Source organism: Aeromonas sp. D3 (genome assembly GCF_027705025.1).
GTDB lineage: Bacteria > Pseudomonadota > Gammaproteobacteria > Enterobacterales > Aeromonadaceae > Aeromonas > Aeromonas salmonicida.
Map to the genome: position 1 here is coordinate 14,637 of NZ_JAPDBE010000035.1, position 14,219 is coordinate 28,855.

Genomic DNA, 14,219 nt, shown 5'->3' on the forward strand with positions numbered 1-14,219 from the left:
TGGTGGAGTCCTATTGATGCTGTTGCTTCCATGCCCAGCTCCCCCAAGCTTGTTTCTCATTTCTTTAGCATGGCAAGGAGATCGAACAGTTGCTGACTGGAGATTTCGTCTGGTAGGGTCAGTTCGAAGATATTGCCCTTTTTCTGCTTCACCTCGATCCCGGCAATCACATTCACATTGGTGCGCTTTTTCGGCTTTTCACCCGCAAGTTCTGTTGCTTGTGCGGCAATGTCGGCCAGCGCTTTCGGTGCTGAGGCGTATGGTTCTTTACCTTGGGCCCATAATATCAGGGCTTCAACTTGTCCCTTCGTGAGTAGCTTTAAGGTTCTTCGCAGATTCAGTATTGTTGGGCGCCCTGTGCCGGTTCCATCCGGTAGCAGTTCATAGAGTGGTAGCGGGATCTCGAGTGCCCACTGCGAGGCACGGACTTCTGACTCATGCACCCCGAAAAGTGATGCGGCCTGGAGTACATCCAGCCCTTCATCCTTCATCACCCGGGCATAATGCAGCCCTTTGTCATAAAGCGAATTGGGCCGAGTGAGGTTGGCAATTCGGCTCAGCTCGCGTAGCTCAGCCATGCTCAGATCTTCTGTTTCGTCGGTGTAAGCTATGGGCAAACCTTTATCAGCCAACAGTGCACAGTATCGGCGACGCTGGCCATCAAATATCCCGTACCTGGTATCTGCTCCTCGTACAGCCAACACCTCCATCACGACGCCACCAGACCGAACCGAGCCGATCAGGTCATCTACGGTATCTTCAGTCACTCCGGACTTGGAGCGAATGTTCGCTTCGTGGATATAGGTTAGCTCCTCAACATGTGCAGAGGGGATATAGACAGACGTCAGCCGCACGAGGCGCCCGCTTTTCAGGCGTATAACCCGGAAAGCACCGGTCGATCGAATCTTGCTGGCCAATGCTTCTTCCGCGTCCTGAAATCCCCCAGCAACATCCTCAGGAATGCTGAAGACACCGCTTGAAGTGGATTGCCCCACTGCAGATGCGGCCATGTGGGCCGCTAAGCCTGTACTCATTGGCGTGCGCTTTTTGTTCATCAGTTCGCTACCTCAAGAATGTTAGAGAAAAACTCAGCCACAACGTTTTCCGCAACGTTCTGGGCGCGTCGGAGTGACCTGGTATCTCCTGCATAATGCTTAGGTTGGATGGTGAATACTGTTCGACCATCTTCAGTGACAGAAGAGAATGGCCTCAGCTGCTCCATCCTGTTGACAAACAACTTCGCTGGTTCAAGGTTCTTCAGCATCATGTAGTTATCTAGATGCTGTGGATTGGTGCCGTCAAATTTACTGCCCAGAAGCCACACGGATGCGGGATCAAGGTGTGGGGAGGGGATATTCGCCAACAACCCATGAATGGACTCGAGGAATTTCAAGCTCGAGTCAAACTCCAGCGGGTCGAGGCCGATAGCAACAAACAAGCTGTCACTCGCTTGCAAGGTGTTAATCAAGGCCGCATCAAGATGAGGGCCCGCATCAAGTAAGATGAGGTCGAAGTGATCACGAATAGGATCAATGACATATTTTGTCAGCAATTCGGTCATATTGATGCCGGTATCTGCGGCGTGTTGGTATGCCTGCAGTGAGAAGAAACCATCAGCAGTACCCGCCGGCATTACAAATAGCCCATCGCTAGATGTAGGCAGCATCCATGACCTTACCGTTTCAGGTGTAGCCCGGGTGGCAATGGCTTCGATTGCAGAATGCTGTGGCATTTTACCTAGCCCGGCGAATCCAAAAGCCACGGAAGTTGACCCCTGGGGATCCATGTCGATGACCGCTACCCGTAATTGATGGCGGATCAGGTTGCGATGATGAACCAAGCCGGTCGCGATGGTGACTGTCGATGTGGTCTTGCCAACCCCCCCCTTTAGGTTGAGGCAAGCAACCACCTTGGCGCGTGTATCGGAGCCCAAAGTGGCCTTTATCTCGGCAAACGAACGCTGACCTGCAGCCTTATAAATGGCCCGCACATCGGCATGAGAAAATGTGTGCGGTTGGAGCGCGTTTTTCTCTGCTGGTAGCCGGCTAAACTCTCGACCACCTTCTCGCAACACCTTGATGGCCCCTTCAACCCTGGCCCGAGTCATTTCAGGTAAGCGCTGCACCTGGTACATCGTGTAGACCGCACTTTGATAGCCGTCCTCAATGGAGGAGTCCCGGCGGTCTTGCTTCACATCGGCTATGTACCCCAACACCATTCTTGCTTGGTCGCGGAGTTTCTCGAAGCCCACCAGGCGTTGCTGCCTTGCCAATATACTGCTCATTCAACAATCCCCCTTAATTCCATGTTTTTAGGTCTTGGGATGATAATTCAGGAATTATAGGTTTGTCTAATTTTTGGCTCCAGGCGCCGCTGATAGCGCAATCTCTGCCCTCAGTGATATGCGGCCAACTAAGCCTAAAAGCACACCAGATGGCCTAACACATTCTTTCGTCACCGGAATGATTGATTGGCAGAAATAGCTGCTTATTTCTTCGTCTCCACAAATCTGCAGCGAGGCCAAACACGGTCGTTTTGCGACCGCAAGGTGATACAAAGCGACTACAACGGTAGCTCAACAGCGATACGAGATAACTACGTTGGTAACTCAACGGTGATACGACTTGCATCAAATGTGATTCGTTTATGATGCAAAGCGTTGACAAGGGTAAGCGCGAAAATGAGCACAACAGCCACCAATCCTTGGCACTTAGACAGCATCTCTTAGCGAGGACCTTATGTTACCAAGCAGAAAAGGCGCATCGAAACTCGAGCCCTACACAGATGAAATCCTGGAGCTGAGGGAAAAGCATTCGCTTGAGGTGATCCGTGAGTATCTAGAGGAGAAGTACGACATTGAGATAACAAGGTCTGCAATAAACGCATTCGTAAAACGTCGACAGAAAAGATTGGTAAACCATAGTTCGATGCCTCCAACCCCTCTCGCTCCCAGTGAGGAACCAAATAAGGCTCCTGCCGCCGTACACCGTGGCCATGTAGCGGAACAACTGCCTTCTTACACTCCTGATCGGGTGGAAAAGCCGGCCGTTGTTGATGTGTGGGCAGGCAAGGTAACACTCTGAATATTAAGGAATTACTAGATGAAAATTGTTGTAGTATCTAAAACAGGATTTGTGGGAAAAACCGTTCTGTCTGCCCACTGGTTGAAAACCATGATGCCCGCAGCGCAGCTCTTCTCGATTGAGGACATGAACCAGGCCGCTGATGCACTTGGTGTTGACGTAACCACAATGAACGGTGGTCAATTCTCTAATCTGATGAATTTCATCATGGTAGAAGATGAGGCCATCATCGATGTGGGTATGAGCAACGTCCGGTTCTTCATCGACGGACTTCGCAAGTTCAGTAACTCTTGCAAAGAGTTCGACTACTACTTTGTCCCCCTCACACCGGAGAAGCGTTGCCAGGCCGAAGCGGCAGAAACCATCAACACACTGTTGGAAATAGGTGTAGATCCAGCTCGGATTCGCCCGATTTTCAACAAAATCCCGGCCACATTTTTCTCCTTCGACCAGTTCGCAGGCTTCGTGTCATACATGAAGAAGAACACCAAAGTGGACACCGACTTCAAGTGGGCAGTGGAAGAAAACCCGGCGTTTGAAATGCTGTCGCGGCAGGGGCTGAGCCTTGCTAGTGTGGTTGCTGATACTCGTGATTATAAGGGTGAGGCAAAGGAGATCGTTATGAAAGCTCGTGCCGAAGGGGTGGAGATCAATGCCAGTAAGGTAGAAGAGCTTACTTCCATGCACACTCTTCGCATGTGCTGTATCCCGCTCCTTGAAAAGCTCACCACAGTCTGGGGAGATTTGCGTCTCACTAAGCAGGTAGCTTAATGACCCCCCCCCGACAACCGGACGCCCTATCGTTGAAGGGGGGCGTGTTGCCGGCAGAACATTACCAGGCAATCTTTGCATCCATGCTTGGTGATGTGTACGAAGCGATTCAAGCAGCCAGCCGTCTGCAAGGGGAGGTGGAGCGAAACCACGAACTGTTTAGCAAGATTGAGTCGCTTTTAAGGTGGCTGTCCCGCGAGCGGCAAGAGATACATGATGCAGCAACACGCTTTGGAGTCATGCTAGAGCGACTCGATGAAGAGAACGAGCGATTTATTCGTGTGCATCGTTCCACTCTCGATGCGATGAGGAGCGAGCTCGAATTCATAGCCCGCTCTGAATTGAAGGAGAGGGAAAGTAAACTGAATGTCGTTACATACGCTCCCTGGTTAATAGCAATGATCTGTTCTGGCATCACAGGTTACTTGCTTGGCATGATGGCGAAATGATTAGAAGGCCGCACAGCGATTGTGCGGCCTTTTGTTTGCTCAATCACTTCTGGCCAACTCGGCGATGCGCTGTCCGAGAGGCCGCCAGGTCCAGTACCCCCACAGGGACAGCCAAGGGCACCGGCCCGATGACCCGTCAGTACCAGCACACCGGCAGGCCCGCCGCCAGCACGGGTAGGGGCTAAGCCATCCAGGGCACCAGCGAGCACAAATTCTCAATCTGGGTAGTTCAGTGGATGGCCATGCACCAGCAGGCGCTGGCTGCCGGTTGAGATCCCGGACGTAACACTGATGGCTTTGACATTATCTCCGCCACTTGCCCTGGGGTCCTGTGGGTCACCATCCGTCTTGCACTCACCCAGCAGCCCAGCTGCTCGAAGCCATGGTTGCAGCCGAAGCCGGGGTGGCCAGTTGGGAGCTGGTGGCCCGGGCGGATGCGTCAGGCAATCGCCGGCCCGCGAACCCAATCTGGATAGTCAACAAGGAGCCTAAAGCCGATGGCCATGCTGCCGAACGTGAAGCCTGCGGTTGAATATCAAGGCAGCTGACCGCCGAGTAGTCCGGGCCACCACCAAAAGGGGGAGGGGAGGGTCCCGCAGTCGATCAACACGAAGCAAAAGGCGGTCGCTGGCGCATCTAACGATACTGCTTCACTGACTTGGCTGATGTGGTAGAAGCTACACATGCTGCCCCTTATCTCTGCTACGTCTTCGATAACCCCAGATCTATCAACAAAAAGCCCCGCAGTGCGGGGCTTTGGTCATTTTGCGTGATCTGTCTATGCGCTGATCTTAACTGGGCGCGGCAACGGCTTACAGGCGATGATTGCGAGCTGCCATTCGTGGGGCTGGGAGCTGCCCCATATCTGATCAGACAATGAGGCCAACTCAGCATCAGTACGGATCTGGTGCAGTTCTCCGGTCATCAGCTGATAGTGGTACACGTACAGCCGACGATAAAGCGCCTCGGACATTCTGGCTTTCCAGAAGTGCATTCCCTCCCCAGTCTGCATGTTATCACTCAGGATCACATCATATCGAGCCAGGATATAGCCGAAGAATACCGCAGACGGCAGATCTCGAAGCGCAGCCTTGTGGTGCTGATTGAACGAGCGCCAAACCCGTTGTTGGGTGGCCGGGCGACATTTCAGGTCTTCATAGTGAACAATGATCACCTGGTTGTAATAGGCGACCTCAGCCGTGTAGTCATTGACCAAGGCTATCTCGAACTTGTCAACACCGAGTCGAGTAGTCACGCAGACCAAGCGGTAGCCGGGCGGTAGAGCGAGGCCTAACTCCGGCGCAATCTCCTGGATGTGTTCATGCCCCACTAGGGCTTGATACATCGCCCCGTTGGTTGCGGTCACTTCCAGATCACGGAATGTTTCTGTGACCTTGTTTGCGTCGAGGATGAGTTGCGGCATAGCGTCTCGTAGTGGATTGCTCATATTTGATTCATGCCTACTCTACCACCCAGAGGCGGGTGACTTCCATAAGAATAGACAAAGCCCCGCGGAGCGGGGCTAGACGACCAAAACAAGAAGTGTCAGGTGAATCACCGACTTGTTTTATCCCGAAGTCTCATGTTGATGAGCCCGAAGAAATGGCAGGCGATCAGGGAACCCAGGAAGTAGAGGATGAAGGGTACCACCATCCGATATGGGAAGGAGCTAGCGGCCTGACCATTCGGAATAGAAATTTCCTTAAAGTTTTTGAATTTAATAGTTTTTCCGCCTGCACCAGTCAGATTGTAAGTCCCGTTCCAGTCAACAGAGAGGTCACCGGCAAAAGTTCTATCATTAGGAAGCACGACTTCGACATTGTGGCGAACAGAGCCAACCGAGTGCCATTTCATCCCTAAATTGATGCTCCCGATAGCCATCCATAGCCAACACCCTCCGACCAACAAGATAACTGGAGCATACCGTATCTGACTCACTTATGATTTCTCCTAGAACGCTAGAGATGTGGGGTGTCGACCAAACCCCTGAAAACAACGATTGTTTGGCTCTAAAGCTTCATTACCTTATTCCTACGGCTACCCGCTGCTGCCCGGTTCCAGTCATCCCGCTTATTGCTTTCAATCGACTCTCTTCCTGCTTCCCAAGTTCCGCTGAAAAAATTGGCATCCTCTGTTCTACCAACAGCGTTCAGGGGTGTTACCAAGCGGGAGAAATATACTCTCTTGTGAATCTGAGCCGCAGTTTCAAGCGGCGACCGAGAGGAAGAGAGCATTTTTTTCAATCTTGCGATAGTTTCTGCGTTATCCCTATACCAGAACGCGACTCGAAGATGCGCCTGTTTAAGCGGGATAGAGCGGAGAATCGTTTCAAATTCTGACTGTTTGCTTTTGCGTGGGTCATGACTCGCAATCTGACGCAACAGTGTGGCGTCTGCATCACGATCCACCGATTCAAACACCTTAGCCAGACTGGTCAATTTACGATCGTCACCCCCTTTGAGCAAAAGGCGAGCGCTGGCCGGTGACTTCTTGGCTGCCTTTCGCAATCCCAACATTATCCGCTCTACCGCGTCTTGGTTAGCAGATAGCCACTCTTTAGGCTTGGTTCTCGCGGATGGATTCGTACTTGATGACGTGAAACTGAGCCCCTGCAGTTCCTCCGCCACCTCAGTGCTATACGCCTTACCGCGGCCCCGCTTTTTGGGCACATCGATTACTGGAAGTATAAGGTCCGCATTCGCTACGGACCGAGCATCCCCGATTGAATGCGATTTGAAGTGAATTTCCGTTGCCAGTGTGAGTCGTTCATCACTGTCCTTTGACTTTACGTTACGATAATTAATATCGACATCGATCAGTCCCGCACTCAGCAGTTCGTTAAGGGCCAATGAGAGTTGCCGGCGATCATTGTGGTTGTGCCGACCTGTCTCGCGTGGATGAATCTCACGCAGGAGTTCAAGAACCGTTATAGGCCGCAGATTCAGAAACACCCTGCGTCCAATTAGCTTGCCAGACCTAGCAGCGATCCATAGCGCTAGCAGGCGGGCCATCTGTGAGTTCAGCTGAATAACTGCGCTTCGGTTTATTGGAACGAGCTTTTTAGTGCTCAGATACAAGGTCCGGAGCTCAGGGGTCGGGGATATCTCTATTGTCCCATCGGGTTCCAGCCTCAGAGTACCAACGATATTCGCAATCATGACCGATCTCTTACGGCTAGTTTCATCAGCATCATCAAGCGTTGGGTAAAAGAGCAGAGCAACGCTCTTTAGCCTTGCAAGCGAGTCCACGATTTTTTTGTCCAACAGGTAATCCGATGGCCGCATATCCTCAGGAATCGGCGAGAAAAATCGCTCTATGCTCATACGAATTGGCTTGATGATGGCCTGCTCAAACCTATCTTTTGACAGCCGCCCCAACCAGTGAGTGATGCAAATATAAGAGACCAAATCCATTTGAGTGTTGAGAGTTGGCCCCCTCAGAGACATATAAGCGTGACCACTGCTAAGCGGGGTAGTCAGATGGTAAATTCTATGCTCATCCAATGCTGGGTGCGTCTTCCCGCTTGCTAGCACTCGGAACATCCCCGTTTTCAGAGTCATATCCAGGTGCAAATCAATGTTCTCAGGGGGAGGGCTGCGATCTGGGTACAAGGAGCGGGCTTGATACCTATCGTACTCAACTAGGTAGTCCGAATCTTGTTCGATCACAACCGGGGCTCTTGTGTTCGCCACGACAGTAGTTTCAGGGGGCCCTATTTCTTCAGATCCCCCTACATTCTGTTCATTGGCTTCATCCACTAGCAACGTCATTTTGTCCATTGCTGGCCAAATGATCTCCAGGGCTCGCTCTACTGACAGTTCAGGTGCCGTTGACACGAAATTCAGCAGCATTGAGACAGCCGACTTGTTAATTTTTGGTAAAAGCGGGGGAGCCATAACCTTGATTACGTCAGCAGGAAATCCCTGTTTGGTTAAATACGCCTCTAAAATCGCGTTCGCGCAGCTAATTTTATCAACACTCATGCGTGCCACCTCCCCCCTGTGCATATGCTGAACATAACCTGTCTAGAACCTGTTAATAACCTGTTGACACCTACACTTTAGGCCTCATTGGAGGCTTGACGGCATAGTAGATAAGAGACCACGGCATAGTACATAGCATATCACGGCATATAACATAGAACATCACGGCATAGTAGATAGGAAACAACGGCATATAGCATGGAGGAACACGGCATATAACATAGCGGAGCACGGCATATAACATAAGAACCAAAAAACCTATATACATCATTATGTTATGAGACCTCCATCTTTAAAGATCTTCAACAGATCTAAGATATTAAGAGATCAAGAGATCAAAAGATCAAAAGAAAGAGATCAATGATCTATAATAAGGTGCAGTCGTTCTCTTCTCGATGAAAGCCATTTTCGCACTCATTATCCGATTGCTGCGTTCGAGAGAGCTAAAATGAGGCCCTACACGGCGTTCTGATGGAGTGGAGACCCCGAGGCAATGCGATGGTATGCCTCAGCGATGAAGGCCCTAAAAACCGTCATTCCTGCGATTTTAGAACTGGGTGCAAATCTGCTTAAAAAACAGTCCCACCCTATCGGATCCACCCAATGGATCCACTGGATCTTCTGGATCCGTATTTTAACAGTTCCACGTTTACCTCACACCATCAATAACCTACCGCTAGTCGTCGACTTAAATCCGTCCGAATAGGATCCAGTTCTCGTTAAGCCAATGCTCTCAGTTCGATCCTAACTAGGGTGTGACAGGGCGCGACGACGCAAACTGACGCTCAAAGCTCACTATTCAGCTTCATTCAGCATCCATCAGATCCACATGGATTAATATACGCCTTTCGATGCGGAGGCATTTGATGAGAAACGTAGCAAGGAAAGGGGATCCAACGAGCACTGGTGGAACGATCCAAGACGGGGACAACAATTGGCTCAGTGAGGGTTCTCCAACCACCTATATCGGGATGATAGCGATTTGCCCAGCCTGTAAAGTCGGACAAGGCCCTATCGTAGCCGTTGGGCCCCGCTCCATTATCGGGCCTGGCGGCCCAGTTGCGCTGCAGGGGGACTATGTTGCGTGTGGCTGCCCACCTATGAGCAACACCATTCAGCCCGCCCAGGGGACAACGGTCGGCGACAACAAAGGGCCTCGGGCAAAAGCAGCCAGCGTCCCAGCAGAACCACCAGCACCACCAACACCTGCCTGTTCGCCGGCGACCCCTCTTGTCACGCTGGTTGATCCCGCGGAACATCGGATCGGCATCTTCTTCGATGGCACCCAGAACAACAGGAACAACAGTGAGCTCAGGGAGCAGTGCGAAAAGGCCAGTGACGTCGTTTGCCGGTCAATAGAGAAGCTGATTGGCGCCGGAACGTCTTACGACAACGGCCCAACCAACGTGGCTCGCCTGTACGGCGCCTACACGGGGCCGGCCATCTATATCGAGGGGATCGGCACACAACCTGGGCAGGCCGACGACTCAAAAGGCTTGGCTCTTGGCATCGGTGCAACTGGCGTAATAATGAAGGCTCAGAAAGGCTTGGATCAACTGGCCGGCAAAGTCCAATCCCTCCCCCCTGGCCCCGTAGTAATTGACGTGTTCGGGTTTAGTCGTGGAGCCGCGGTGGCCCGCCATTTCACCAACAAGCTGCTCGGCCTCGATTTGGGCCGGCCTGTCCGAGTTGGATTTGTCGGCCTGTTCGACACGGTTGCCGCCATAGGCTCCTTTAGCGATGGCCTAGACACGACTGACGCTGACAACCTGGGTGTATATCTCTACCTCGCCCCTGGATGCGCTGACCAGGTGGTGCAACTTACCGCCCACCACGAATATCGGGTCAACTTTGCCCTCAACTCGGTCAGCTCGACACATCGAGAGATCCCGCTGTACGGCGCCCATAGCGACATAGGCGGTGGTTACCTTGCCGGTGAAGAACGAATACCTGTTGCTAGGCCCCTTGAAACGACAATTATGCAGGGCGACCAAGCCACATTGAAGGTGTTCAAGCAGGAGGCCGCCAAGCGATACTATGAGGCACAGGATACCTACAAGGCATATCTGGCAGACCCATCACAACTAAAAGACGAGCTCCATGAATACTTCGTCCCAACGCCAGCGGGAGGGCGTAACGGCTATATAGCCAACACGGTTATGACCAGACATGTGAAACCAGAACTGCAGCTGCTGGCTGGCCACCTCATGCAGCAGTTAGCCGCCGAGGCCGGCGCACCGCTTGAAGCGATTTCCGACCCCATACCCGGTGAGCTCGAGCCTGTATTCACCGCATACCAGGCTGCAGCCACATCGGGCGGGCTACCGGTACTGACACCAGAGCAAGAGCACCTGGTCATGAGCCAGTACGCCCACTGTTCGGACAGTTGGGTTACATCGGCCGGGATCTTCGTCAATGCGCCTGCACCATCCAGAAGGCGCAGGGTGTACCAGCAGCAACAGGGGAAGTAACCACATGAAGCCACACCACTTGATTGTAACGCTGGTAGTTATTGCAGGGATCGCCGCCATGGCGCTGACCAGCTTGGGCAACATCGGGCAAGACCGACCGAAAGAGGGCGAGCCAAGTATCAACACACCCAGCCATGGAGTGGGGGTTCTGTTTGGTTCGCCAAAGTACCAGGTGAAAGGGGATCTGGTGGAGGGTGGCTTTCTGGATAAGCAGCTGCTGGACGAGAAGGGCGAAGCGGCCACCCCCCAGACGACGCCTGCCAACACTGATCCCCTCAAGGCACCAAGCCATGGGGTTACCAGCAGGAACGAAGGGCAGTAGTAACCCCATGAAGCGAATAGCAATTGCCCTACCCCTTTCCCTCGCACTTGCAGCGTGTGGCGACACTCAGGAGAAGCAGCAGCGCCATAAGCCGCCAGAGGACCGCTGGAAAAAGATCACCCTCAATCAATATGGGGAAGTAGTGCCAAATGAGAGTGAGCCAAGCACGGCGGCCGGCGTAGATAAATGAGAGCTCGCGGGACTATCGCACTCATGGCGGTAATAGGTTTTTTTGCCAAGGCCGCCTTGGGCTACGTCAGGCCAAACCGAAGGCGGGTGAGAAAAGTATCAACACCCCAGCCATTGAGTGGAGATTCTGTCCGTTCGCCAAAGCATCAGGTGAAAGGGGAGCTGGTAGATGGGGGGCTTTCTGAATAAGCTGCAGTTGGACGAGAAGGGCTGCACGGAATAGGGCGGAAACCAGTGACACCAGACCGACCAGCTGCAATGATGAACCAATCAATCAACACGGAGGGCAAGCAATGTCCTTTACTGCGATCACCCTTGAGGCCGCTTTGGCCATTGAACCGACCAAGCTATCTGGCGTCATAGATGGGATACCGGTCAACCCGGCCAATCCACCAGCCAGTGACATCAAGCACGACGAGCGCGAAACTGAAGAGATGATACTGTGGTGGCGCCAGCCGTACCTGGAATGGGACAGCGGAGGGCGCTGGGAGGTTAGATGCCTCGATGGAGGTGCTTGGGATCGCCCGACGTTCATAGGCAGCCATGAAGAACTGGCCAGCGCCATAGAGCTGGCCAAGAAGCCGACCCGCGCCTATGCCATAGGAGAGATGCAAGCCTTGGAGAACGGCGAGGCCCTAATGAGATCTCTGGGGGTTAATGAATAAGCCAAGGGCGCCATATAGGCGCCCTAGTTGTGGGATGAAAATAAACAGTACCCATAACTTTGGTGCTGTAGCTGCTTGGGTTCTACTGTCACCACACCGAGATCGAAATCAAACCCAGAGGTAGTTACCCCAAGTGCGATCACCGCTGTAAAAGTCATGTCCTGCATCTGTTCATTCGTGCCGTTATTCCTCTATCAACTCAGAGCCCCGACAATCGCCCGTTTGGCGTCTGTCCTCGTGAGGGTCTTAATTGTGTGTGTGGCCCTGCTCTGTCGTGGGGCCAGAGTGACGCGACAAAATCGAATTACGCCGGCCAGATCACTGGTCACGACATTTGCGCCCGGAGTCCAGTAGAACTCGTAGCCTCCACACGTCCAACAATGCCTCCCGTCGATCTCGCCGATGTACTCCAAATCGGATTGCCTCATAGTTACTCCTAACTCGCCATTGGTTCCTAGTGGTTATCACTCCAGGTGTTGTGTATGGCCATGGTCTCCCCATATGGCCGACCATGACGCCTGCAGATCATGTTCGTGGCCAATTAGCTCTGATTCTCATCATCCAACCCTGCAGCGGTATACCCAACCATAGAGTTTTGATACCGAACCGCAGCGATATGAATACAGATGGAAGAAAAAAGCCCCGCCGCGGCAACGACTGCAGACAGCCATGGGCTAGGCCTAGTGTTAGCTAGACCAAGTACCAGAAGCATGATGCCAATGCCGATCATGTGGCTGGCGGTTACAATGCCATGGGCTCGCAGTCTGGCAATCATTCTGTTCATTTGTGGCGTTTGTTCCTCACCGAAATTCAAGCGTTGAAGTGGTTCATAAGCTGGAGGTGATCCATTAATCTCTGAGCTTTTTTATCCTGGCTCTGAGAGGAATCATCCCGTTTTCTGTCGTTCTTATCAAAAAGCGCTCTCAAGCTGGCTATACCTCTCTGGGAGGCTTCATATCGAGACCGACTCAGGATATCCCTTACTTCTTGGACAACAAGCTTACACTCGTGCTCATCCAGCCAGCCGATGCCCCGACGAGTGTATGGCAGGCGAAGAAGTTGCTGCATCCATGCATAGGCTTCGTGCCTATTCATTCTGCCGGAATCAATTAGGCCGTTGATGCTGGCATGTGCCTCGCGTCTCGCTAATCTGGTTTCCCTGTTGGCAACAGAGCCGATCGCGATGTCAGTTCCTTCTCGGCAGCTCACGTAGCTATCACATGCATCACGGTTGCAACGGTAGATCATCGCTTTTGCCGGAGCGGCAGGATACACCAACTGTTTGCTAACGAGCTCCAGAGGGGCGCCACAATAGCGGCAGTCCTTGGGATGAAAATGACTATTTGCTGTGTTGCGAGCCATATGCACAATCCTGATGAGAGGGTTGTAGCCATTGTCTCGTGGTACTCAGGAATGCAAGATTGAGTTGTAGGCATGCCAGCTGCGATAGCCGTGCTAGGCAGGTAAGGGGGCCTACACCCGGGTGTGTAATTGGGAGTGCAAAACGATCTCGGGTTTAGCCCAAAAATATCCTTGCTGCAGATTGAATCCGAGCATTTGAGATGAGACCGCTTGGTTGTAGGTTTCGATGCGCTCAGCGATGATTGGGATCCCCATTTTCATACAGGCATCAATCCCCTCCAGCATAGAGGGTGTGTAGCCGTTGGTTTGGCCACACTCAAACTTCACTATGTCCCATTCAAAATCATGCAGTCGCGTAAGCGTGGAGTATTTCGTGCCGAAGTCATCCATGACAAGCTCGACATCCATCGATCTCAGGCTATCCCATCGTTTTTGGAGCGTGGAGGCTGTGACCAGCTCGGTGATTTCTACCGCGATGTGGTGCTTGCGGGCCAGTTGGAGGATCAAAGTGCGCCATTGATGGAACCGGTGCTCAACTGCCAAGGAATGCTCACTCACATTGACCAGTAGATTTGATTCCCCCTTAAGAAGCTGGTCCGCGAGATCTAGAACAGCTTTATCGATGTCGAACCAGGAGTGGTAATCGGAGGTTGGAGGGGAGAACCTTGATAGACCACTATTTCTTGCAAGCAACTCATAAGCATGAATCACCTGTTTCTCTGTATCGAACACTGGTTGTCTTGCAATGAGCATTAACTTTGATCCCCTCTGAAATTGCCGCGAGAGAGTCTACAACTCTATCGCCGAGTAAATCCTATGGTGAAATCGTGACCTATTTCTGATGTGAGTTATCCACAAAATTGCTGGATAAGTAGCCTGCGAACGTGTGGACAGTTCGCTGCAGCCATTGCCAGGACTGCGTTA

14 protein-coding genes are annotated in these 14,219 nt (G+C 52.3%); 7 read left to right on the plus strand and 7 right to left on the minus strand.

The window, feature by feature from the left end; all coding sequences use genetic code 11:
* Nucleotides 1-56: 56 nt before the first annotated feature.
* Both OKC28_RS17455 and OKC28_RS17460 read right to left on the minus strand, forming a co-directional pair.
* Nucleotides 57-1,055 carry a ParB N-terminal domain-containing protein gene (locus OKC28_RS17455; protein ID WP_088814018.1) on the minus strand — a complete coding sequence of 333 codons (999 nt, stop codon included), beginning with the start codon at nt 1,053-1,055 and terminating at the stop codon, nt 57-59.
* A complete protein-coding gene (locus OKC28_RS17460; RefSeq protein WP_088814017.1) occupies nt 1,055-2,284 on the minus strand; it encodes a ParA family protein in 1,230 nt (409 codons plus the stop codon). Before OKC28_RS17460 ends, OKC28_RS17455 begins: the two co-directional genes overlap by 1 nt.
* A 454-nt stretch (nt 2,285-2,738) precedes the next feature.
* Between OKC28_RS17460 and OKC28_RS17465 the strand changes: the two genes are divergently transcribed.
* From OKC28_RS17465 to OKC28_RS17480, 4 genes are all read left to right on the plus strand, one after another.
* Complete coding sequence (locus tag OKC28_RS17465; RefSeq protein WP_088814016.1) at nt 2,739-3,083, plus strand: hypothetical protein; 345 nt, start codon at nt 2,739-2,741, stop codon at nt 3,081-3,083.
* Nucleotides 3,084-3,101: 18 nt separating this feature from the next.
* Nucleotides 3,102-3,854, plus strand: a complete 753-nt coding sequence (locus tag OKC28_RS17470; RefSeq protein WP_088814015.1) for a hypothetical protein — start codon at nt 3,102-3,104, stop codon at nt 3,852-3,854.
* Between the two features lie 47 nt (nt 3,855-3,901).
* Complete coding sequence (locus OKC28_RS17475) at nt 3,902-4,303, plus strand: hypothetical protein (RefSeq protein ID WP_157669162.1); 402 nt, start codon at nt 3,902-3,904, stop codon at nt 4,301-4,303.
* A 382-nt stretch (nt 4,304-4,685) separates the two neighbouring features.
* The gene (locus OKC28_RS17480; protein WP_270690587.1) at nt 4,686-4,835 is read left to right on the plus strand and encodes a hypothetical protein; all 150 of its coding nucleotides are present in this window, start codon (nt 4,686-4,688) and stop codon (nt 4,833-4,835) included.
* Nucleotides 4,836-5,081: 246 nt separating this feature from the next.
* Here the strand turns inward: OKC28_RS17480 and OKC28_RS17485 are convergent, their stop codons facing one another.
* The 3 genes from OKC28_RS17485 to OKC28_RS17495 form a co-directional block, all read right to left on the minus strand.
* Nucleotides 5,082-5,750 carry a hypothetical protein gene (locus OKC28_RS17485; RefSeq protein ID WP_270690590.1) on the minus strand — a complete coding sequence of 223 codons (669 nt, stop codon included), beginning with the start codon at nt 5,748-5,750 and terminating at the stop codon, nt 5,082-5,084.
* Between the two features lie 107 nt (nt 5,751-5,857).
* Nucleotides 5,858-6,184 (minus strand): hypothetical protein, encoded by a 327-nt coding sequence (locus tag OKC28_RS17490; protein ID WP_258057410.1) that lies wholly within the window; start codon nt 6,182-6,184, stop codon nt 5,858-5,860.
* A gap of 128 nt (nt 6,185-6,312) precedes the next feature.
* Nucleotides 6,313-8,286, minus strand: a complete 1,974-nt coding sequence (locus OKC28_RS17495; RefSeq protein ID WP_171277323.1) for a hypothetical protein — start codon at nt 8,284-8,286, stop codon at nt 6,313-6,315.
* An 866-nt stretch (nt 8,287-9,152) separates the two neighbouring features.
* On the opposite strand from OKC28_RS17495, the gene OKC28_RS17500 reads away from it, so the two are divergent.
* The 3 genes from OKC28_RS17500 (at nt 9,153) to OKC28_RS17510 (ending at nt 11,933) form a co-directional block, all read left to right on the plus strand.
* Nucleotides 9,153-10,757: a phospholipase effector Tle1 domain-containing protein gene (locus tag OKC28_RS17500; protein WP_088814007.1), complete on the plus strand. Its 1,605-nt coding sequence runs from the start codon at nt 9,153-9,155 to the stop codon at nt 10,755-10,757.
* Between the two features lie 4 nt (nt 10,758-10,761).
* Nucleotides 10,762-11,079 (plus strand): hypothetical protein, encoded by a 318-nt coding sequence (locus OKC28_RS17505; RefSeq protein WP_157669159.1) that lies wholly within the window; start codon nt 10,762-10,764, stop codon nt 11,077-11,079.
* Between the two features lie 482 nt (nt 11,080-11,561).
* Nucleotides 11,562-11,933, plus strand: coding sequence for a hypothetical protein (locus tag OKC28_RS17510; RefSeq protein ID WP_088814002.1), 372 nt, complete (start codon nt 11,562-11,564; stop codon nt 11,931-11,933).
* 810 nt (nt 11,934-12,743) lie between these two features.
* Here the strand turns inward: OKC28_RS17510 and OKC28_RS17515 are convergent.
* The gene (locus tag OKC28_RS17515) at nt 12,744-13,295 is read right to left on the minus strand and encodes a zinc-finger-containing protein (RefSeq protein WP_088813997.1); all 552 of its coding nucleotides are present in this window, start codon (nt 13,293-13,295) and stop codon (nt 12,744-12,746) included.
* Between the two features lie 111 nt (nt 13,296-13,406).
* Entirely contained in the window at nt 13,407-14,048 is a 642-nt protein-coding gene (locus OKC28_RS17520; protein WP_088813996.1) for an EAL domain-containing protein, read from the minus strand.
* Nucleotides 14,049-14,219 lie beyond the last annotated feature (171 nt).